Origin of the sequence: Gordonia sp. NB41Y (genome assembly GCF_030718915.1) — a bacterium.
GTDB lineage: Bacteria > Actinomycetota > Actinomycetes > Mycobacteriales > Mycobacteriaceae > Gordonia > Gordonia desulfuricans.
In genome coordinates, this window is record NZ_CP132196.1 from 4,012,603 (window position 1) to 4,031,934 (window position 19,332).

Below are 19,332 nucleotides of genomic sequence, written 5' to 3' on the forward strand. Positions count from 1 at the left end.
AACGCATGTCCGAGGACCCCAACGACGAATCCCGCACCGCGCCGAGCACGGAGGACAGTGGCGGCGTCGGTCGATCGCAGGACGTCCCGGCCACCGGTCATCCGGCGACCGACGACCCGGCGACCCGTGAGATGACCGGGGCGAATTCCGGCGAATCACCCGACAGCGCAACGACAGACAGCGCAACCACAGACAGCGCAACCGCCGGGGACGAACCGGCGGGCGGTGAACCGTCCACCGAACCCGCCGAGAAAGCGGCCACCGACATGTGGGAGCCCATCGCGACCGCCGAGCAGCCGCGGGCGTACTCGCAGATGTCCGAGGCGCCGACGAGCCCCACTCCGACCGATCCGCGCAACGCCGCATCGGCCAAGCCGGCAACGGCGACGTTCACCTCGACCGGGACGCAGACCCTGCCGCCGCAGGAACCGCCGACCCAACCGCCGGCCGACGGCGTGGTGACCAGCGCACCCGGCCGTGGCGGCAAGGGCAAGTTCATCGCACTCGGCGCGGTCGGTGTGGTGCTGCTCGTCGTCATCGCGCTGGTGGGATCGGAGTTGTTCTTCCGCAGCCGGATCACCAACTGCCTCCAGGACCAGCTCGGCGAGATCACCGGACAACCGGTGAGCGTCTCGCTGAGCAAGAAACCGGTGCTGGTGCAGGTGATCAGCAAGAATCTGCCGTATGTCCAGATCGACACCGACGATTCCGGTGGCAGCTCGGCCATCCGCCTGCACGTCCGCGCCGACGGTGTCACCCAGAGCGGTGATGCGGTCAAGATCGACTCGGTGAAGGGCACCGGGTTCGTGTCCTTCCAGCGCATCGTCGACCTCAGCAAGGACGGACAGTTCGGGCTGGGCGGGCAGGGATCCGGCCAGACCGGGGGAACCACCGGCGGCACCGGGGGCGAGAACTTCCTGGCCAACACCCAGATCACCTCGCTGGTCGGCAATCCCGCCGACGGCACCATCAAGGTCGACGCCGCCGCACAGCTCGGGTTCATCCCGATCCCGGTGAGCCTGACCCTCAAGCCGGTGCTCGACCAGGGCAAGGTCACGTTCACCGCGGTCGAGGCGAGCGCCTTCATCTTCGGTATCCCGGCCGACTACGCCCAGCAGTTCGTCGACGGCTTCGGTGACACCTTGTTCGGCGAGCTCACCGACGACATCACGGTGCAGGACCTGAAGGTGACCGAGCAGGGCGTGGACTTCTCGGTGACCGGATCGAACCTCGACCTGTCGCAGATGCAGACCGCCGGCGGGCAGCAGACGAGCAGCTGCTCACTGTTCTGATCCCGGTAGTCACTGTTCTGATCCCGGTAGGCTGGGAGATGTCCGATTCTCCACCCGGCTCCCGGAGGTCACCGTGGGACAACTCCTGCTGATCGCGCTCGTCATCCTGCTCGTGGTGGGGGTGGTGGTGATGGTGCAGCAACGCAGCGGCGCATCCCGTGCCCGCGACCTCGACGACGCGAAAGCCGATGCGCGCCAAGCGATCGAACGCCTGGGGGGACAGGTCTATCTGCTGACCGGGGACTCCCCGGCCGCCCGGCAGGCACTCGCCGATGCCTCCGAGCGGCTGAATGCGGCCGGCTCGCAGATCGAGCAGGCGAGTACTCCGGTCCAGGCGCGACTGGCCAAACAGACCGCGATCGAGGGCCTGTACTACATCCGTGCCGCGCGGGTCGCGATGGGTATGGACCCGGGCCCGGTGGTTCCCGAGCTCGAGGGACAGAAGAGTGCCGGACAGGTGACCGAGGACCGTGTCGTCGACTTCGAGGGCCGCAAGGTCGAGGCGTCACCCACCCCGTCGACGTCGACCCCGAACTATTACCCGGGCGGTCGGGTGGCCGGGCGTCCGGTGCCCGCAGGCTGGTACTCCGAGCCCTGGTGGAAACCCGCACTGATCGCCGGTGCCTGGGGTATGGGATCGATGCTGCTGTTCTCGTCGCTGTTCGCCGGGATGTCCGGGGTGGGCTACGACGCAGCCGGGTTCGAGAGCGGCGCGGGTGACGGCACCGATGCCCTCGACACCGGCGCCGGTGACACCGGCGGTGACGACTTCGGCGGTGGCGGTGACGATTTCGGTGGCGGCGGCTTCGGTGACTTCGGCGGCGGTGGAGACTTCGGTGGGGGAGACTTCGGCGGTGGCGGCGACTTCGGCGGGTTCTGACCGATCAGACCGTCCCGATCGGCCGAACCCCCGAGATCGGTCGACCCCGAGGTCAGATGAACACCGAGATCAGTTGAACACCACGGTCTTCCGGCCGTGGACGAGCACACGATCCTCGAGGTGCCAGCGCAGACCCCGTGCCAGGACCAGGGTTTCGATGTCGCGGCCCTGACGCACCATGTCCACCACCGCATCCGAGTGGTCGATGCGGGTCACGTCCTGCTCGATGATCGGTCCGGCGTCGAGGTCGGCGGTCACATAGTGGCAGGTGGCGCCGATCAGTTTGACGCCCCGCGCGAAGGCCTGGTGGTAGGGCCGTGCGCCGACGAAGCTCGGCAGGAAGCTGTGGTGGATGTTGATCGCCCGTCCGGCCCAGGCCTCGCACAGTTCCGCCGGCAGGATCTGCATGAACCGCGCGAGCACCACCGCGTCGGGGGAGTAGCCGTCGACGATGGCCTCGACCTGGTCGAAGGCGGCCCGCTTGGCGCGTGCACTGACCCGCGTCCGGCCCCGCGCGGCCCCCTCCGGCGCGGTGAACGGCACATGGTGGAACGGCACGCCGAAACGTTCGGTGAGCTGCTCGAGGTCGGGATGGTTGCCGACCACCGCCGACACCGTCGCGGGCAGTTCGCCGCGATGCGCCCGGCCGAGCAGGTCGATCAGGCAGTGGCTCTCCTTGCTGACCAGCAGCACCACGGACTTGGGTTCACCGGTGTCGGTGAGCTTCCACTCGGTGTCGGGACCCCAGTCGGCGGCCACCTCGGCGAACCGCTCACGCACCTCCGACAGCGGCATCGCCACGGAGTCCGCGCGCACGGCCTGGCGGGTGAAGAACCAGCCGGAGTCGTCGTCGGAGTGGTAGGCGGCCTCGGTGATCCATCCACCGATCTCGGCGAGGAAGCTCGAGATGCGCGCCACGATGCCGGTCTGGTCCGGACAACCGAGGGTCAGGACGTAGCGGCGGTCGGAGATGGCGGCGGTGCCGGTGGGGTGCGGGGCGTCGGAGGGGATCACGGTAGTCCAGTGTGCCAAGCTCGACGATGTGACCACCACCGACCTCCGTCGTTCCGATGTCGCCGCCCTCGTCGACCACACGCTGCTCAAACCCGAGGCCACCCGCGCCGACGCCGAGGCCACCGTCGCCGAGGCCGCCGAGCTCGGCGTGTACGCGGTGTGCCTGTCGCCGTCGATGCTGCCGATCGACACCGGCGCCCAGAAGACCTGTGTGGTGGCCGGATTCCCGTCGGGTAAGCATCATTCGCTGGTCAAGGCCGCGGAGGCGCGGCTGGCGGTCGACACGGGCGCCGACGAGGTCGACATGGTGATCGACGTGGGTGCGGCGGTGTCGGGGGCCTTCGACGAGGTCTTCGCCGACGTCCTGACCGTCCGGGAGGCGATCGGACCGGATGCGGTGCTCAAGGTGATCGTCGAGTCGGCGGCGCTGCTCGAGCTCGCCGGCGAGGACACCCTGCGTGAGGTGTGCGTGCGCGCTGCGACGGCGGGGGCGTCGCTGGTGAAGACCTCCACCGGGTTCCATCCGGCGGGTGGCGCGAGCGTGCGGGCCGTGCAGATCATGCGTGAGGCCGTTCCCGCGACGGTCGGCGTGAAGGCCTCCGGCGGAATCCGCGACGCACGGTTCGCCGCCGAGCTGATCGCGGCCGGGGCCACCCGGCTCGGGCTGTCGGGGAGCCGCGCGGTGCTCGACGGCTTCCCCGACTAGGCCGTTCCCGCCGGTTCGTGCGGGCCGGCGGCTCAGACGGGTGCGGCCGCACTCGTCCGCCGGGCGAGCGCGCGCGTCACGTCGGCGTCGGCGAGATCGGCGTTGATCAGTGCCCCGGCCTGCACCCCGGCCGCCGCCGACGCCCCGACGATCGCCGACAGGTCTGCCGCGTTGCCCGCCGCGAAGACGCCGGGAACGGCTGTGCGCCCGCCCATCTCGGTGGGGATGAAGGTTCCCATCGGGTTGTCGGAGAGTTCGCCGCCGAGTGCGGTGAACAGATCGGTGCGGGCGACGAAGCGCGGCGTGACGGTCAGCGCGTCCAGTTCGAGTTCGGTGCCGTCGGCGAGGATCGCCGCACGCAGGCGGCCGCCGGCGGTGTCGAGACGCCGGACCGGTCCGCGGACCAGCGGCACACCGAGGGCGTCGAGCCGTGCGTGCTCGTCGGCCGACAGTTCCGGCAGCGATTGGTCGATCAGCGTCACCTGGTCGCTGAGCTGGGTGAACAGCAGAACCTGGTGCATGGCCATCGGCCCGGTGCCCAGCACCCCGATCCGCCGGCCGCGCACCTCGTAGCCGTGGCAGTACGGGCAGTGCAGCACGTCGCGGCCCCAGAGTTCGCCGATCCCGTCGACGTCGGGGAGTTCGTCGACCAGGCCGGTGGCGAGCAGCAGCCGTCGGGCGCGGTACCGGCTGCCGTCGGCCAGTCCCACCTCGAAGGCGGGATCGGTTCCGTCGAGCCGGACCGCGGCGGTGACCTCGCCGTCGACGATCGTCGCACCGTAGCCGAGGGCCTCGGCGCGGCCGGCGGCGAGCAGGTCGGCCGGGGCGATGCCCTCGCGGCCGAGCAGGTTGTGGGCGCCGTCGGCGGGGGCGTTGCGGGGTCGTCCGGCGTCGACGACGACCACCGAACGCAGTGATCGGCCCAGGGCGACGGCGGCGGAGAGGCCGGCGGCGCTACCGCCGACGATGACGACGTCGGCCGGGGTGGCCGGTGCGGGCTGCGCGGAGTGGTCGGGGGTGGTGGTGGATGTGCTGGTCATGGATTCGACGCTAACCGCGTCATGCCGAACTGGCATATGATCTTGCGTATGGAGCAAGAAATCGATGCGGTGGTGCGGCAACGCATCCGTGCCCTGCGGATCGCGAAGGGCTGGACCCTCGACTCGCTCGCCGCGCGGTGCGGTCTCAGTGCCTCGACGCTGAGCCGGATCGAGACCGGTCACCGGCGGGTCGCCCTCGATCAGCTGGTGCCCATCGCGCGCGCACTGGACACCTCGCTGGACGTGCTGGTGGAACCGATCGGCGACGCCGACGTGGTGATCCGGCCCGAACCGCACTGCACCGCGGGCGTCACCGTGTGGCCATTGTCACGGGAGGGCACACCGGCCGGTGTGGTGGTCGCCAAGTTCCGCTTCGAGCCCGAGGTCGCCGAGGCCGCCCGGGAACTGCGGGTACACCCCGGGCAGGAGTGGTTCACCGTCCTGTCCGGGCGGCTCCGGCTGCGTCTGGGCGAGCGGACCATCATCGTTCCCGCAGGTCACGCCGCCGAGTTCCGGTGCACGGTGCCGCACTCGCTGGCCCCTGACGGCGGCCCCACCGAGATCCTGTCGATCTTCGACGCCGACGGTCAGCGGGCGCATCTGCGGGGTTCGGCCGCCGGGACCCGGTCGTTGACCTGAGGCCCGCCCCCGGTGCCGGTCGGGACCGCCGCGCTGTCGTTCACTCGGTGTCCTCACAGGAGGTGGAGCAGCAGTTCACAGCAATGCGCCGGTACGCTGGTATGGCCATGACTACGAACGCCACGCCCACCCGACGCACCGTCCTCGCCGCTGCCGGCCTCGCCGCCGCGGGACTCGTCGCGGTGGCCTGCGGGCGTTCGGACGGTTCCGGTTCCGGTTCCGACGGCCCCAAGACGCCGACGGTGTCGGTGACCTACACGCCGGATCTCGCGTCCCCGGACGCCCCCAACCCGACCGCCAAGGTCGAGGTCACCGCCAACGGCGGCGTCCTCAATCCCGACATCAAGCTGCTCAACCCGAACGGCAAGTCGGTCGCCGGCACGCTGTCGGAGGACCGCAAGACCTTCACCATCACCGAACCGCTCGGTTACGGCACCACCTACACCTGGGCGGGCACCGCCGTCGGGCAGGACCGGATGTCGGTGCCGGTCGAGGGCAAGTTCACCACCCTCGATCCGGAGACCCAGGTCAATCTGGTGGTCAACATCGCCGACGGTCAGGAGGTGGGCATCGCCGCACCCCTGATCCTCAAGTTCGACAGCACCGTCACCGACAAGGAAGCCGTCGAGAAGGCGCTGACGATCACCACCACCCCCGAGACCGAGGGGGCGTGGGCGTGGCTCGGCGAGGACAACGGCTCGCGTGTGCACTGGCGGCCCAAGGAGTACTACCGTCCGGGCACCAAGATCCACATGAGTGCCAAGCTCTACGGTCTCGACCACGGCGACGGCGCCTACGGTGCCGCCGACGTCACCAGCGACTTCGTCATCGGCCGGTCGCAGATCGTCAAGGCCGAGGCGTCTTCGCACCAGATCGTCGTGGTGCGCGACGGGTCGACCCTGATGACACTGCCGTGCAGTTACGGCGAGGGCGACCTCGACCGCAATGTGACCCGCTCGGGTATTCACGTGGTGAGCGAGAAGCACGAGGACTTCTACATGTCCAACCCCGCGGCCGGGTACTTCAACGTCCGCGAACGGTGGGCGGTGCGCATCTCCAACAACGGCGAGTTCATCCACGCCAACCCGGAAACCGTTGGCGTGCAAGGATCGTCGAACGTCACCAACGGATGTATCAACCTGTCGCTGGCCAACGCCGAGCAGTACTTCAACACCGCGATATACGGGGACCCGGTGGAGGTGACCGGCACGCGGATCGCGTTGTCGGAGGCCGACGGCGACATCTTCGACTGGATCTACGACTGGGAGACCTGGAAGAGCATGTCGGCGATCAAGGGCACCCCGCAGTCGCAGTCGGTGCCCGCGACCCCCAGCGGGGCACCGTCGACGGTGCACGGCCCGAGCTGACCGGAGCGTCGCGGCACCGGCCGATCGCCGCACCCCGCAAGGTATCTCGTCCTCGACGGGGTGCGAGCGGTGACGGCTATCCGGTCTTGACGTTGCGGCGCGCGCTGGCCTGATCGCGCGGCTTGAGCACGATCAGGTCCAGGTTCACATGCGGCGGCCGGGATGCGACGAAGCCGATCACCTCGGCCACATCGTCGGCGACCATCGGCGTCAGGCCCTGGTAGACCGCGTCGGCACGTTCCTGGTCGCCGTCGAAACGCACCAGCGAGAAATCGGTCTCGACCATGCCCGGGGCGATCTCGGTGAGCCGGATCGGCTTGCCCAGCAACTCGAATCGCAGCGTCCGGTGCAGCACCCCCTGCGCATGCTTGGCCGAGGTGTAGCCGGCGCCGTTGTCGTAGGCCTCGAGGGCGGCGATCGAGGTGATGGTGACGATCAGGCCGTCTCCGGACGCCTCCAGCGCGGGCAGCAGGGCCTTGGTCACCCGCAGGGTGCCGATCACGTTGGTCTCCCACATCCAGCGCCAGTCGTCGAGATCGGCGGTGGCCACCGGATCGAGGCCCTTGGCGCCGCCGGCATTGTTGACCAGCACCGACACCGTGTCCAGGCCGGCGACGAAGGCGGTCACCGAATCCTCGTCGGTGACGTCGAGTTGCCTTCCGGTGCCGCCGATCTCGGCGGCGAGGGCCGCCACGCGATCGACCCGGCGGGCACCGAGGACCACGTGGTAGCCCTGTGCGGCGAGGGTACGGGCGGTGGCCGCGCCGATCCCGGAACTGGCCCCGGTCACCACGGCGACCGGACGGGAGTCGGAGGAGGACGGTGCGGACGGGGCAGCGGGGGAGTCTGTCATGGTCTCAGAGTTTACGGCCCGTGGCCAGCGGCGCCGCCCGGCCGGACCTCGGCCGGGACGGGATGCCCGGATTCGCTGATACATTCGTCGCATGCAGGCAGTGGTCCCGGCGACGCTTCAGGTCACCTCGACCCCGGCGGCGTTGGTGCTGCAGGCGATTCGGGTCGGTGCACCCATCACCCGCGACACGATCGCCGCGGACACGGGGCTCTCCCCGGCGACCATCAATCGTCAGATCGTCGCCCTCGCCGACCTCGGTTTCGTCACCGAGCGTCGCGACCTGGTGCATCACGGCGGCATCGGCCGGCCCAAGAACCCACTCACCCTCGACCGTGACGGTCTGTGCGTGGCCGGGATGCACATCGGTGCCCGCCGCACCCTGCTCGCCCTGGCCGACCTGGGTGGACGCACCCTGTACAGCCACGCCGTCCGCACCCCCGACGGTCCGCCGGATGCCGCCGTGGACGAACTGTGCGCCCAGCTGCGTACGCTGGCCGACCGGTTCTCCGGGCGCCGGCTGCTGTGGGGCGGGGTGGCGATCGGTGGACGGGTCGACACCGCGACCGGCGTCGTCGACCATCCGGTCCTCGGCTGGCGCAAGGTGGGGTTGGGTGAGCGGCTGGCGCAGACGCTCGGTGTCCCGGTGTCGGTGTGCGAGCACGTGCAGGCGATGGCGGCGGCCGAGTTGCTGCTCGGTTCGCCCCGCAGTACCGACGAGTCCGGACTTTTCTTCTATGCGCGCGAAACCACCGGCATGGCCGTCACGGTCAACGGTCGGGTGGTGGTCCCGGCCCGCGGCGCGGGCACCATCGCGCATGTGCGGGTCGACGCCCCGGTGCTCGGTCCGGGCCCGGAGACACTGCAGGGGGTGATCGGCGTCGCCGCCGCGACCCGGGCCGCCGAGCGGCTCGGGGTGTCGCCGGATGCGTCGTGTATCGCCGACGAGCGGGCCGCGATCCTGGGTGAGGTGGTCGCCGGGTTCCGGGACGCCTTCAATCCCGACACGGTGATCGTGGCCGGGGATGCCTTCGCCGCCCACCCGCAGGGGCTCGCGCCGGTACAGGCCGCCTTCGACGCCGCGTCGTGCGCGGGTTGGCCGCTGGAGCTGACCCCGTCCCGATTCGGGCACGGGGTGCAGGAGAGTGCGGCAATCGTGGTGGCGCTCAGCGTGATCTACGCCGACCCGATCGGGGCGATGGCCTGACCGCCCGCCCCCGGCGGCCCGGACGTTCGCCCCGCGTTCACCGGTCACGCCCCCGACGCCTACGGTGAACGCCATGTCGACCCCCACACGTGAGGTGAGCGCGCACCTCGACATCACCGTGCACGCACCCACCGAACTCGAGATGCAGATCGCCGTCGCACATCTGCCCGGTCTGACCATGACCGAGACCCTCGAGATCTCCGTCGACGGCACACCGATCACACCGACCGAGATCGTCGACGACCACGGTGGCCGCATCCACCGGGTGATGCTGGAGGCGGGGCGGCTCGTCATCGGCTACCGTGCCTCGGTGACCACCCCGGCCGAGCCGGTCGCGGTGCGGGCCACCGACCGATCGATCTACCTGCGGCCCAGCCGTTATGCCGAATCGGACACCTTCTTCGGCTTCGCCGCCGGCCAGTTCGACGCGAGTCTGCCGCCCCGTGAACTCCTCACCCAGGTCACCGATTTCGTCACCCGGCGGCTGCGCTATGTGCCCGGTGCCAGCGACCCCATCGACGGCGCCGCCGACACCCTGCTCGCCGGTGCCGGGGTGTGCCGGGACTATGCGCATCTGGTGATCGCCCTGCTGCGTGCGCTCACCATCCCCGCCCGGCTGGTGGCGGTGTACGCGCCGGGATGTTCCCCGATGGACTTCCACGCCGTCGCCGAGGCGCTCGTCGACGACGAATGGGTGGTGGTCGACGCCACCCGGCTCGCACCCCGGCAGACGATGGTGCGGATCGCCACCGGACGCGACGCCGCCGACACCGCCTTCCTCGACAACCACGGCGGTGCGATCTCCCTGGACTCCTACCGGGTGGACGCGTCGGTGCACGGAATCCTGCCCGCCGACGACCATCACCGGTGGGCTCACCTAGGCTGAGTGGGTGCGCGCACTGACGTGTCCCATCTGCAATGCCCTGTCGGGCTTCACCAACCAGAGCTGCCCCAACTGTGAGACCACCGTGGGCGTCCACCTCCCGAGCCGTTCGCTCGTCGTCGCCTCCGAGGAGGGCGTCGAGATCGACGGCAGGCGGTGGGAACGCTGTTCCAACTGGGAACGATTCGGCTGCAACTGGATGACGCCGTCGGAGTACACCGACGCCGACGCCGGGATGCGCGGGCTGTGCTTCGCCGATGCCCTGGTGCGGCGGCTGCCCGACCGGTCCGACACCATCGCGATGGAGAAGGTCCCGCCGACGCTGTCGGATCTGCGGCTGCTGGTCTACCAGCTCGTCGACCTCGGGCTGCCGGTGGAGCCGCACTGGCGCACCAAGGGCGGGTTGGCCTTCGATCTGCTGTCGAGTCTCTCCTCGAGCGACCGCGTGATCATCGGCCACGCGAACGGCGTGATCACCCTGGACCTCGCCGAGACGCTCGACGCCTACCGTGAACGTCTGCGGGTGCAGCTCGGTGAGCCGTACCGCACCATGCTCGGCCATTTCCGGCACGAGGTGGGGCACTACTACGAGCGCGTGCTGGTCGAGACCGGCGACGGTGCCGACATCTATCTGCAGAAGTGCCGGCAGATCTTCGGTGACGAGCGGGCGAGCTATGCCGAGGCCCTCGACCGGCACTACCGGCAGGGACCGCCCGCGGACTGGCACGACTCGTTCATCTCCGAGTACGCGACGATGCATCCGTGGGAGGACTTCGCCGAGTGCTTCGCCCACTATCTGCACATCACCGGAACCATCGACACCGCACGCGAATCCGGTCTGATGCTGGAGAAGGATCAGGTGCGGTTCGCGATGGACCGCGACATCGTCCCGTTGCAGTCCTATGCCGACCAGCCCGTCGAACGTCTCCTGTACGACTGGAAGTGGTTGTCCACCATGTTCAACCGCGTCAACCAGGCGATGGGCCGCCGGCCGCTCTATCCGTTCGAGATCCCGCGTCCGGTGGTGCGCAAACTCGGGTTCGTGCACCGGGTGATCCGCGAGAGCGCCGCGCGCGTACCGGTCACCGATCCGCTGGTGGTGTGAGGCGCCCGCCCGACGTCCCGGGCGGGGCGCCGGGTCAGGCGGAGCGGGCGGGGCGTCGGGTCAGACGGAGCGAGTGCCGAGGGCCTCGGCCCGGCGGGCCGCGACGTGGGCGAGTACCGCGGCGACGGCATTCGGATCGTCGATCCGGTACTGCGCCAGCGTGTTTCCGGTGCCGACCTTGATGCTGAGGTCGATGCCGGTGCGCAGATGCGCGAAGGCCTTCTCGTCGGTGACGTCGTCACCGAGATAGATCACGACGTCGGCGCCGGAGCGCTCACGCAGGACGTCGAGGGCGATACCCTTGCTGGTCTCGATCACCGCGAGTTCGATCACCGCCTTGCCCTCGGTGGCCTCCACGCCGTCCCAGGACGCCGGACCCCGCCGCGCGCGGGTGAGCGCGCTCTCGGCGTCGTCGGCGGTGGCATTGCGGACGTGCAGTGCGGTGCTGACGGGTTTGGTCTCCACCGTCACGCCCGGGTGATCGGCTGCGATGGAACGGAATTCGCCGACGATACGGGCCAGCAGATCACGGTGGCCGGCGGTGATCTCCTGAGGGAAACCGGTGTCGAACTCGCTGCCGTGGCTACCGATCAGGGTGATCGCCGAGTCGCCCAGCCCGGACAGCCGGGCCAGGTCGGTCAGCGCCCGGCCGGAGATCACCGCGACCGGTGTGCGCTCGAGGGCGGCGGCGTCGAGCAGCGCGGCCCGCGACTCGGGCAGCGGACGGGCATCCTCGGGACGGGACACGATGGGCGCCAGGCAGCCGTCGAAGTCCGATGCCACCAGCAGCACCGGGACCGTGGCCGCATGGTCCAGGGCGGCAACGAGATCGGCCGGGAGCCGATCCGCCGGGAACCGGTCCGGGCTCATTCCTGCGGTGTCCCGGGCTCGTCGACGACCGGCGGGTTCATCAGGTGCAGACCGCGATCGGCCTCCGACTCGGTGGATGCCGTCTCGGTGAGGGTGTCGAGGAAGCTCGCCGCCCATTTCGCGACGTCGTGGGTCAGCACCTGGCGGCGCAGGGCCCGCATCCGGCGGCGGCCCTCCTGCGGTGTCTGGGTGACCGCCGCCTCGATGGCATCCTTCACGCCGTCGAGGTCGTACGGGTTGGCCTGGTACGCCGACCGCAATTCGGCTGCGGCACCGGTGAACTCACTCAGCACCAGGGCTCCGCCGAGATCACTGCGGCAGGCCACGTACTCCTTGGCCACCAGGTTCATGCCGTCGCGCAGCGGGGTCACCAGCATGACGTCGGCGGCGACGAAGAACGCGATCAGCTCGTCACGGGGGACCGGGCGGTGCAGGTACTGCACCACCGGCTGGCCGACCCGCGAATAGGTGCCGTTGATGTTGCCGACCAGTTGCTCGATGCCGGCCCGCATCTGGATGTAACTCTCCACCCGTTCGCGGCTCGGGGTGGCCAACTGCACCATGACGGTGTCGTCGGAGTCGATCCGCTTCTCCGCCAGCAACTCGGACAGCGCACGCAGCCGGACGTCGATGCCCTTGGTGTAGTCGAGCCGGTCGACGCCGAGCATGACGGTCTTGGGGTTGCCGAGTTCGCGGCGGATCTCGGCGGCCCGCTTGCGGATCTCCCGGGAGCGGGCCTTGGTGTCGAGCTCACCGGAGTCGATCGAGATGGGGAATGCGCCCACGCGCACGGTGCGGAAGCCCACCTGCACGACGCCGAAGCGCGAACGCACGCCGACGGTGCCCTTGCTGGTGGCCTGACCGGCCAGTCGACGTGCCAGGTAGAGGAAGTTCTGGGCGCCACCGGGCAGGTGGAAGCCGATCAGGTCGGCGCCGAGCAGGCCTTCGACGATCTCGGTGCGCCACGGGTTCTGCATGAACAGCTCGACCGGCGGGAACGGGATGTGCAGGAAGAACCCGATCTTCAGGTCGGGGCGCAGCATCCGCAGCATCTTCGGCACCAGCTGCAGCTGGTAGTCCTGCACCCACACGATCGCACCCTCGGCGGCGGCCTTGGACGCGGCGTCGGCGAAGCGGCGGTTCACCTCGACGTAGGTGTTCCACCATTCGCGGTGGTACTCGGGTTTGACGATGACGTCGTGGTACAGCGGCCACAGCGTCGCATTGGAGAAGCCCTCGTAGTACTCGGCGATCTCCTGCGACGAGAGCGGTACCGCCTGGATACCGATGCCCTCGACCTCGGGGTTGTCGTCGGAGTCGGCGATGCCCGACCAGCCGACCCAGGCACCGGTGTGCGACCGGAGGATCGGCTCGAGGGCGGTGACCAGCCCGCCCGGACTGCGACGCCAGTGGACTTCGCCGTCGGGGCCCACCTCCTTGTCGACCGGCAGCCGATTGGCGACGACGACGAACTCGGCACCGCCCTCGGGGATGCCGCTACCCGGAACGGGTGCGACGGTGTCCTCGGTGGGGGTGCCCGTGTCGGGGGCGTCGGGGATGGTGGACTCGGGAACCGCTCGGCTGTCCGAGGTCACGACTCAGGCGTTCTCGCCCGGTGCGATCCCCAGCATGGCCAGCAGCATCCGGCATTCCTCGGCGTCGGTGGCGTAGGCGGCGACGACGCGGCGTGCCGAGTTGGCGGTCTCGTCGGCTACCGGCTTCAGCTCTTCATCGGCGATGTCGGTGGTCTTGGCTGCCATCATGTCCCCTCGGTCGGTGCCCCGGGTGCGGGGCGGACGCTGTCGGTCGGATGTCGTTGCGCGCTCACGGCGGACGGGGCCGCCGGTGAGGCGCGGCGACCCGGGATGCGGGTCGCGCGACATCCCATTCTACCTGTTCGCCGACGATGCGTTCACCGGCGACGCCATCGGCCCCAGTTCGGCGGCACCAGCTTGGGTGTACGCAGGCTGCGGGCGACGAACTCGCCGAGGGTGACGCCGGCGGCGAGGGCGCATCCGATGGCGAGGGCGCTGGCCATCCAGGTGAAGCCCTCGAGGGTCTGTTCGTTGAGGATTCCGTAGAGCCCGCGGTAGGCCGCGAGACCGGGGAGCAGCGGGGTGATACCGGCCACCGCGACGACCAGCGGCGGGGTCAGCGCACGGCGGGCCAGCAGGCCACCGAGCAGGCCGACACACACCGCGGCCACACCGGCGGAGATCACGTCGCCGACCGGGATGAACGTCGCCCCGGCGGCCACGCCCACTCCGATCGCCCCGGCCAGGAATGCCACCGGCAGTGCTCGACGCTCGGCATAGCTGGCCAGCGCGAATGCCATCGCCGCGACCGCGCCGGCGGCCACCCGGATCGGGACGTCGACCGCGGCGAACTGGGTGGAGGTGGTGATGGTGGGCAGGTAGATGCCGAAGGCCTCCAGCATCCGCAAGGCCATACCGACGCCGGCGATGATGCCGCCGGTCATCAGCAACAGTTCGAAGAACCTGGCCACACCGGTGATCGGGGCGCCCGTGATGGCATCCTGCACCGAGCCGACCAGCGACAACCCCGACAGCAACACCACGATCCCGGCGGCGATGACCTGCGAGGGGGCGATGGTCACCCCGAGGTCGCCACCGATCTGGAAGACCAGGGCGGCCGGGACCACGGCGATGAAACCGCCGGCGACCTGCTGGAAGAACAGTGGTGTCCCCAACCGGTTGAGCCAGCGGTTGAGGGTGACGGTGGCGCCGGTGGTGACGAACGCCAGCAATGCCACCAGCGGACCGCCGCCGAGCAGGACCGAGACCGCGGCCGCCATCAGTCCCCACGCCGCGGTCGCCACCACATAGCGGTAGGGGTGTGGGGCGTCGACGATCTTGTCGATCATGCGGTGCGCGGTGGACGGGGCGATCGGGACGTCGCGGATGTTGCGGATGAGCCGGTCCACCTGGGCGAGCCTGGTGAAGTCGAGGGACCGGTAACGCACCGTCTGCATCGCGGTGATCGGCGGCAGCGTCGGCCCGCGGCGGGCACTCACCACGATCGTGTTGTAGGTGACGTCGACGTCGAGGTCGGAGAGCCCGTAGACGCGCGCCACGAACCGGATCTGGTCGGCGGTGTCGATCGCACCGGTTCCCGAATCGAGGAGGACCGCACCGATCTTGGTGGCGAGGTCGAGGACCTCGGTGATCGACGCGACGTCGAAGCGGTCGATGGGTCGGCGCGGCGCGATCCGGATGGTGCCGGGTTCGATCGTGTCGATCGTCGCCGTGCTGGTGCCGGTGAGGCGCCGCACGGCCGTGCGGATATACTCGCGCAAGCAATGCCTCCTTAGCTCAGTGGTAGAGCACTCGCCTTGTAAGCGAGCGGTCGTCGGTTCAATCCCGACAGGGGGCTCCAACACACTGTGCATGAACAGGCGGCGCGGTGGGGCGCTCGGGGTCGGGGTCCGCAGGGCCAACGACGTGGCGCGCGCCGGTTGTTCCGGGACGTGCGCGAGCTCACGCGGCCGACGATCGAGCGGGTCATCCGTTGAGTGCCACCCCCCATCGATGATCGAGCGGGTCATTTGTTGAGTGGCACCCCTCAACGATGATCGAGCCGGGATCGGCGGGGCATCTCTGAGTGGCCCCCTGGCGATGATCGAGCCGGGACCGAGCCCGAAGGGCGAGGACCCGTGTCGAGATCTCGGTGCGTGGGGCTGGGTGGTGACCATCTCGGTGATGGTCGCCTCGATTCGTCGGATCGCTCGTCGTCGACACCCCCCGTCGATGATCGAGCCGTGACCAGCGGGTCGTCCGTTGTGTCGCACCCCTCGTCGATGATCGACCTGGGATCGGCGGATTGTCTGTTGAGTGGCGCCCCTCAGCGATGATCGAGCCGGGACCGAGCCCGAAGGGCGAGGACCCGTGTCGAGATCTCGGTGCGTGGGGCTGGGTGGTGACCATCTCGGTGATGGTCGCCTCGATTCGTCGGATCGCTCGTCGTCGACACCCCCCGTCGATGATCGAGCCGTGACCAGCGGGTCGTCCGTTGTGTCGCACCCCTCGTCGATGATCGACCTGGGATCGGCGGATTGTCTGTTGAGTGGCGCCCCTCAACGATGATCGAGCCGGGACCGAGCCCGAAGGGCGAGGACCCGTGTCGAGATCTCCGCGGGTAGGGCTCGGTGGTGACCATCTCGGTGATGGTCGCCTCGATTCGTCGGATCGCTCCTCGTCGACACCCCGACTGCGACAAGCTCGATCCGGCGGCGGTACCGACTCGGGTACCGCATGATGGACCGGTGAACAGCAGATCAGCGGTGGTGGAGACCACGTCCGGGCCCTATCGCGGTGTGGTCGAGGGGCCGGTGACGGTGTGGCGGGGTATGCGGTTCGCGGCACCACCGATCGGTGAGAACCGGTGGCGCCGGGCACAACCGGCGCCGGTGCACACCGAGATCGTCGAGGCCGACCGTCCCGGCTCGGTGTGTCCGCAGCAGGTGATCCCGGTGGTGGGGCTGGGCCCGGATGCGGTGATGGACGAGGACTGCCTGTTCCTGAACGTGTGGTCGCCGAGTGGGTCCGACGGCCCGGCGCTGCCGGTGATGGTGTGGCTGCACGGCGGGGCCTATGTCTACGGGTCGGGCAGCCAGCCGCTCTACGACGGGACCGTGCTGGCGCGCACGGCGGGGATCGTCGTGGTCACCGTCAACTATCGGATCGGGGCGTTCGGATTCGCCGACATGCGAACGGTTGTCGACGACGCCGAGTCGAATCCGGCGCTCAGCGACGTCCTCGCCGCCCTGCGCTGGGTGCAGGACAACATCGCCGGGTTCGGCGGCGACCCGGCACAGGTCACGGTGGCCGGGGAGTCGGCCGGCGGCGGGATGGTCACCACGCTGCTCGCGATGCCCGCCGCGACCGGATTGTTCGCGCGGGCGATCTCCCAGAGTTCCCCTGCCAGTACGATCTTCACCGCCGAACGGATGGCCGTCGTCGCCGATCTGCTGCACCGGGGGATACCGGCGGGGCTGCGCGATGCGAGCGCCGAGCACCTCGTCGAGGCCGGGATGTCGGCGTTCGCCGATGTGCCGCAGGCGAGTCCGGGCATCCTCGCCTACACCCCGACGGTTGACGGCGACCTGCTGCCGCGACATCCGATGGACGTCTTCGCGGCGGGCGAGTCGTTGCCGGTGCCGCTGCTGATCGGCAGCAACCGTGACGAGGCAACGGTGTTCAAGTACATGAAGTCGCCGCTGATGCCGATCGACCTCGACGTCCTGCGCCGGATGTTCCTCCGCCTTGCCGACGAGCGTCCCGACCTCCCCATCCCGGACGAGCACGTCATCGAATCACTCTATCCACGAAGGAAATCCGCGGCCGGGGTCGGTATGGCCCGCGACCTCGCCTTCCGGATGCCCGCATTGTGGGTGGCCGAACCGCATTCGCGCATCGCGCCGGTGTACCTGTACCGATTCGACTGGGCCCCACCGATGTTCCGGGTGATGCGGCTCGGCGCCACCCATGCCGCCGAACTGGGTCTGACGTGGGGCAACATCTCGATCGGCAAGCGCGACATCACCTATCGTCTCGGCGGCCGGGGGACGGCAGAGACGTTGTCGGCACGGATGCTGGCCCGCTGGGGTGCCTTCGTGCGCGGTGCGGCACCAGATCACGTCACCGGCGCCACCCTGAACGGCACCACCCTGAACGGCACCACCCTGAACGGCACCACTCTGAACGGGTCCGGCGCGAACGGATCCGGGCCGAACGGTGCTGGGCCGAACAATGCTGGGGTGAGCTGGCCCGCGTACACGCCGGAACGGCGGGCGACGATGGTCATCGGGGCGGCCGATCGCGTCGTCGACGATCTCGACGGTGCGCTGCGGCAGACGTGGGGAGAGGTCGCCCTGGGCTTCCGCTGACGCGACGACCCGACCGACTTGCATCCGAACTGAGACACAGTTACTGTTCCGTCTCAACCATTCCTTACTGTTCGGTAAGGAATGGTTGTCACTACACACACTGTGTGACCTCGGTCGGGGGAGGGATCACCGAGGACGAAGGTGGATCACAGGGATGTCCCTGCCCTTGTCGGCTGCGTTGTCGGCCGCGCTCGTTTCGACGACGCGGGCCCGGCGCCTGCTCGCAATGCTCACCACGACCGTGGCACTGGTGCTGGTCGGAGGGGTGTCGGCCGGTATGGCCGTCGCACCCACGGCCGATGCCGCGCCGCCGAATCGCACGCCGCAGCCCGGCGAGGTGTTCAACGGTTACGTGGTGGGCACGTTCACCTCCGGGCGGATGGCGAGCCCGCAGGAGATCATCACCCCGCTCGTCTCCGGTGATCCCTTCTACACCGAGCCCGCCCTGCGCGGCGGCGAGAAGCCCGGCACCCTGCTCAAGGCCAAGAAGGTCGACGTGCAGTTCACCGGCTTCCGCCCGGGTGATCTCGACGCCTACAAACTCATGTACGTCAGCCGGGGCCTGCACGACGAGCCCGACATCTCCACCGGCATCCTGATGGTCCCGCGCGACGGCCGCACCAACCGCAAACTGGTCGGCTACCAGTACGCCAACGACAGTGTGGGCGCCTACTGTCATCCCTCCACCATGATGACCGGCGGCGATCCGATGGACGGCGCGGTCTGGTCCGCGCTCGGGCCGCTGGCCCAGATGTTCGGCAAGGGCTATGCGGTGATGGTCTCCGACGTCGGCAACGACGGTGACCCCCAACCGCACGGCGTCTTCGCCGGCAAGGCCGCCGCCAACATGATGCTCGACGGTCTGCGCGCGGCGCTGGCCCACGAGCCGGCGAAACTGCCTGCCACCACCCCGATCTCGCTGTTCGGTGTCGCCGGTGGCGGGGTGGGTGCCGCCTTCGCCGCAGAGAATGCGGCCCGCTATGCCCCGGAGCTGAACATCAAGGGCACCGTGCTCGAGGGCATGGTGGTCGACCAGCGCAACTTCATCCGCACCGCCGACGGTTCCCTCGGTTCCGGGTTCGCCTTCGCCACCCTGCTCGGGCTGGAGCCGCGTTATCCGGAGATGCGTATCGACGACAAGCTCACCCCGGCGGGCAAGGCGCTCGCCGACGTCTTCCGCACCCAGTGCCAGACCCCGGCCTACTTCGGTACCCCGTTCGTACCGCTGCGAACCCTGTTCACCGGTAACCGCGATCCCGCCGACATCCCCGAGTTCCAGCACGTCTACCGCGACAACCGGCTGGGCACCCGCAGCCCCGACGCCCCGGTGCTCATCGCCTCCTGCGCCCGCGACGACTCGCCGATGTCGTTGATCCCGGCCGCCGACGCCCGAACACTGGCCGGCACCTACCGGCGCGGGGGTACCCGGGTGGACTATCAGCCGACCGACTGCAGCATGCTCCATTTCCTCACCGACATGTACGGCTGGGGGACCGACCTGTTCGGCATGCAGACCATCGACTGGATGTCGGCGCGCCTCGAGAGCTGATCGGCGGTACCCGACCCCGATCGGG

General features: G+C 69.5%; 17 protein-coding genes and 1 tRNA gene. 11 read left to right on the top strand and 7 right to left on the bottom strand.

Annotated features, from left to right (window positions below):
- Positions 1 to 5 precede the first annotated feature (5 nt).
- Together Q9K23_RS17355 and Q9K23_RS17360 are read left to right on the top strand one after the other, a co-directional pair.
- Positions 6 to 1,292 carry an LmeA family phospholipid-binding protein gene (locus Q9K23_RS17355; protein ID WP_053778288.1) on the top strand — a complete coding sequence of 429 codons (1,287 nt, stop codon included), beginning with the start codon at positions 6 to 8 and terminating at the stop codon, positions 1,290 to 1,292.
- A gap of 73 nt (positions 1,293 to 1,365) precedes the next feature.
- Positions 1,366 to 2,172, top strand: coding sequence for a hypothetical protein (locus Q9K23_RS17360; protein ID WP_020793461.1), 807 nt, complete (start codon positions 1,366 to 1,368; stop codon positions 2,170 to 2,172).
- 69 nt (positions 2,173 to 2,241) lie between these two features.
- Here Q9K23_RS17360 and purU read toward each other — a convergent pair whose 3' ends face one another.
- A complete protein-coding gene (purU, locus tag Q9K23_RS17365) occupies positions 2,242 to 3,186 on the bottom strand; it encodes a formyltetrahydrofolate deformylase (RefSeq protein ID WP_261978061.1) in 945 nt (314 codons plus the stop codon).
- A 28-nt stretch (positions 3,187 to 3,214) separates the two neighbouring features.
- On the opposite strand from purU, the gene deoC reads away from it, so the two are divergent.
- Positions 3,215 to 3,892 (top strand): deoxyribose-phosphate aldolase, encoded by a 678-nt coding sequence (gene deoC / locus Q9K23_RS17370; RefSeq protein ID WP_305950216.1) that lies wholly within the window; start codon positions 3,215 to 3,217, stop codon positions 3,890 to 3,892.
- A 32-nt stretch (positions 3,893 to 3,924) separates the two neighbouring features.
- Here the strand turns inward: deoC and Q9K23_RS17375 are convergent, their stop codons facing one another.
- Entirely contained in the window at positions 3,925 to 4,932 is a 1,008-nt protein-coding gene (locus Q9K23_RS17375) for an NAD(P)/FAD-dependent oxidoreductase (RefSeq protein WP_305950217.1), read from the bottom strand.
- A 48-nt stretch (positions 4,933 to 4,980) separates the two neighbouring features.
- On the opposite strand from Q9K23_RS17375, the gene Q9K23_RS17380 reads away from it, so the two are divergent.
- Both Q9K23_RS17380 and Q9K23_RS17385 read left to right on the top strand, forming a co-directional pair.
- The gene (locus Q9K23_RS17380) at positions 4,981 to 5,571 is read left to right on the top strand and encodes an XRE family transcriptional regulator (protein WP_053778316.1); all 591 of its coding nucleotides are present in this window, start codon (positions 4,981 to 4,983) and stop codon (positions 5,569 to 5,571) included.
- Between the two features lie 107 nt (positions 5,572 to 5,678).
- Positions 5,679 to 6,938, top strand: a complete 1,260-nt coding sequence (locus Q9K23_RS17385) for an Ig-like domain-containing protein (RefSeq protein WP_053778315.1) — start codon at positions 5,679 to 5,681, stop codon at positions 6,936 to 6,938.
- 76 nt (positions 6,939 to 7,014) lie between these two features.
- Here Q9K23_RS17385 and Q9K23_RS17390 read toward each other — a convergent pair whose 3' ends face one another.
- Complete coding sequence (locus Q9K23_RS17390; RefSeq protein WP_053778286.1) at positions 7,015 to 7,791, bottom strand: SDR family NAD(P)-dependent oxidoreductase; 777 nt, start codon at positions 7,789 to 7,791, stop codon at positions 7,015 to 7,017.
- A gap of 91 nt (positions 7,792 to 7,882) precedes the next feature.
- Here Q9K23_RS17390 and Q9K23_RS17395 point away from each other — a divergent pair, with 91 nt between their 5' ends.
- From Q9K23_RS17395 to Q9K23_RS17405, 3 genes are all read left to right on the top strand, one after another.
- Positions 7,883 to 8,995: an ROK family protein gene (locus tag Q9K23_RS17395; protein ID WP_053778285.1), complete on the top strand. Its 1,113-nt coding sequence runs from the start codon at positions 7,883 to 7,885 to the stop codon at positions 8,993 to 8,995.
- 73 nt (positions 8,996 to 9,068) lie between these two features.
- Complete coding sequence (locus tag Q9K23_RS17400; protein WP_053778314.1) at positions 9,069 to 9,881, top strand: transglutaminase family protein; 813 nt, start codon at positions 9,069 to 9,071, stop codon at positions 9,879 to 9,881.
- Positions 9,882 to 9,885: 4 nt separating this feature from the next.
- Positions 9,886 to 10,983: a putative zinc-binding metallopeptidase gene (locus Q9K23_RS17405; RefSeq protein WP_053778284.1), complete on the top strand. Its 1,098-nt coding sequence runs from the start codon at positions 9,886 to 9,888 to the stop codon at positions 10,981 to 10,983.
- A gap of 60 nt (positions 10,984 to 11,043) precedes the next feature.
- Here Q9K23_RS17405 and otsB read toward each other — a convergent pair whose 3' ends face one another.
- From otsB to Q9K23_RS17425, 4 genes are all read right to left on the bottom strand, one after another.
- On the bottom strand, positions 11,044 to 11,853 hold the full coding sequence (gene otsB, locus Q9K23_RS17410; RefSeq protein ID WP_053778283.1) for a trehalose-phosphatase: 810 nt from the start codon (positions 11,851 to 11,853) through the stop codon (positions 11,044 to 11,046).
- Positions 11,850 to 13,346, bottom strand: a complete 1,497-nt coding sequence (locus tag Q9K23_RS17415) for a trehalose-6-phosphate synthase (protein WP_053778313.1) — start codon at positions 13,344 to 13,346, stop codon at positions 11,850 to 11,852. Before Q9K23_RS17415 ends, otsB begins: the two co-directional genes overlap by 4 nt.
- A gap of 105 nt (positions 13,347 to 13,451) precedes the next feature.
- Positions 13,452 to 13,613: a hypothetical protein gene (locus Q9K23_RS17420; protein ID WP_169798187.1), complete on the bottom strand. Its 162-nt coding sequence runs from the start codon at positions 13,611 to 13,613 to the stop codon at positions 13,452 to 13,454.
- A gap of 152 nt (positions 13,614 to 13,765) precedes the next feature.
- Positions 13,766 to 15,169 carry a threonine/serine exporter family protein gene (locus Q9K23_RS17425; protein WP_305950218.1) on the bottom strand — a complete coding sequence of 468 codons (1,404 nt, stop codon included), beginning with the start codon at positions 15,167 to 15,169 and terminating at the stop codon, positions 13,766 to 13,768.
- 5 nt (positions 15,170 to 15,174) lie between these two features.
- Between Q9K23_RS17425 and Q9K23_RS17430 the strand changes: the two genes are divergently transcribed.
- The 3 genes from Q9K23_RS17430 to Q9K23_RS17440 all read left to right on the top strand — a co-directional run bounded on the left by Q9K23_RS17430 (position 15,175) and on the right by Q9K23_RS17440 (position 19,307).
- Positions 15,175 to 15,249, top strand: a tRNA-Thr gene (locus Q9K23_RS17430).
- 886 nt (positions 15,250 to 16,135) lie between these two features.
- Entirely contained in the window at positions 16,136 to 17,758 is a 1,623-nt protein-coding gene (locus Q9K23_RS17435) for a carboxylesterase/lipase family protein (protein WP_053778312.1), read from the top strand.
- 277 nt (positions 17,759 to 18,035) lie between these two features.
- Complete coding sequence (locus Q9K23_RS17440; protein WP_261978064.1) at positions 18,036 to 19,307, top strand: lipase family protein; 1,272 nt, start codon at positions 18,036 to 18,038, stop codon at positions 19,305 to 19,307.
- Positions 19,308 to 19,332: the final 25 nt, after the last annotated feature.